Source organism: Roseateles sp. P5_B10, assembly GCF_056400485.1.
The window spans coordinates 1-1,899 of the sequence record NZ_JBFULE010000933.1; the positions used below are offsets into that span (position 1 = coordinate 1).

Sequence of the window (1,899 nt, forward strand, 5' to 3'; positions counted from 1 at the left end):
GGTGTAGGGCGTCAGCGCCGTGCCGGTGCGCTCGCAGGGGCACGCCCAGGCGCTGTCCACCGGCAGCCAGCGGCTGAAGTCGACGAAGGTGTAGGGCGTCAGCGCCGTGCCGGTGCGCTCGCAGGGGCACGCCCAGGCGCTGTCCACCGGCAGCCAGCGGCTGAAGTCGACGAAGGGTTCTTCCAGCGTTTTGCCCAGCAGCAGCGAGCCGAAGCCGGAGCAGTCGATGAAGAGGTCGCCTTCGATCTCGCGGCCATCGGCCAGCCTGAGGCTGTGAACGCCGCCGTCGGCGCGCCGCGTGACGCCGACGATGCGCCCGTCGGTGCGGCGGGCGCCACGGCCGAAGGCCAGGCGGCGCAGGAAGCCGGCATAGAGGGTGGCATCGAAGTGATAGGCGTACTTGTAGGGTGCGCGGCCCTCGTCGTCGGGCGGCACGAAGCGCCCCTGCATGGCCATGACGGTGGGCAGGCATTGCTCGCCAAGCCCGCCGAGCGCCGGGTCGGCCAGGCGCCGGTACTGGCCCCACAGCGCGTGCGGCCCCTGCATCTCGCCGAAGTCGCCGAAGGTGTGGAAGTAGCGTTCGCCCTGCACCCGCCAGTCGCGGAACTCGATCCCCAGCTTGTAGGTGCCGTGCGTGGCGCGCAGGAATTCGGCCTCGTCGACGCCGATCAGCCGGTTGTAGTTGCGGATGGACGGGAAGGTCGCCTCGCCGACGCCGATGATGCCGATCTCCTCGGACTCCACCACCTCCACCGTGCAGCGCCCCTTCAGGCCGGTAGCGATGGCGGCGGCGGTCATCCAGCCTGCGGTGCCCCCGCCCACGATGACGATGCGATTGAAGGTCTGGGTCATGAGGGGCTCTTTGGGTTCAGCTTGCCGGTTCCAGATGGGCGGTGGGGTCGCAGATGGCGCGGCTCAGAAGGCGTCGAGGGTCAGGCTGCCCAGGTCCAGGCCGTCGCCGCGGGCGCGCAGCGTGGCGCGGCCCGGGCCGCCGGTGGATTGCAGGATCACCTGCGCTTGGCCGTTGAACACGCTGCGCTGCCATGGCCCGGCGGCGGTGGACGTGCGCAGCGTCGCCCAGCGACGGCCGCCCTGGGCGTCGTCGAAGAGCTTGCGCGTGCCACCGGCTGGCGTGGCGAAGACCAGGCTGAGCGTGTTGCTATCGTTCAACTGCGCCGGGTCGAGGTCGATCACGCCCATGCCTTCCTCGGGCCGCGGCGTCACCGGGCGGCCATTCAGGTACACCTGCACACCGGGTGCGATGTCGCCCACGAACAGCGATGCGCGTCTTGCCGTCGCAGGCGGGCGCGCAAAGCTGGCATGCACCACGTTCCAGGCGCTGTCGGCCGGTTGCGCGTCGGCGGGCACCCAGGCGAAGGGGTCACGCCCCTTGGCCTCGCCGGCACCGGCCAGCAATGCCGCGGCGTCTTCCGAACGTGCCACGCCTTGCAGGCGCCAGTGGCCGAGCGCGGCGTAGCGATGGAACTCGGCCGGCTTGTCGGCCTCGTGAGAACCCGGGTCGCCGTTGCCCATGCCGATCAACCGCGCGGGGCCTGAAACCTCGAAGCTGAGGCGCTGGTTGGCGGTGGGAACGACGCGGCCTTCACGGTCGACGACGCTGACACGCACCACCGCCACGTCGTCGCCATCGGCGCGGATGCGTGCGCGGTCCGCCGTCAGCCGCACGGCGCTKCCGTCGCCGGTGGTGGTCACGGTCTCGGTCACGACCAGCTTGCCGGCCTGGTAGCCGCGCGCCGTCAGGCTGCCCGGCGCGTAGGGCACGCTCCACTGCAGATGGGCGTAGCGCGCCAGCGGCTTGCGGCCGAGCGAGCTGCCGTTCAGCAGCAGTTCCACTTCGTCGGTGTTGGCGTAGACGCGCACGTCGATGGGCTGGCCTTC

Annotated in this window: 2 protein-coding genes; both read right to left on the reverse strand. The window is 71.1% G+C overall.

What is annotated here, in order from left to right:
* Nucleotides 1-852 (reverse strand): tryptophan 7-halogenase (locus AC1DU6_RS29410; protein WP_477861523.1); only part of this gene is annotated, 852 nt, incomplete at its 3' end.
* Nucleotides 853-915: 63 nt separating this feature from the next.
* Nucleotides 916-1,899: DUF4982 domain-containing protein (locus AC1DU6_RS29415; protein WP_477861525.1), on the reverse strand; the 984-nt coding region annotated here is incomplete at its 5' end.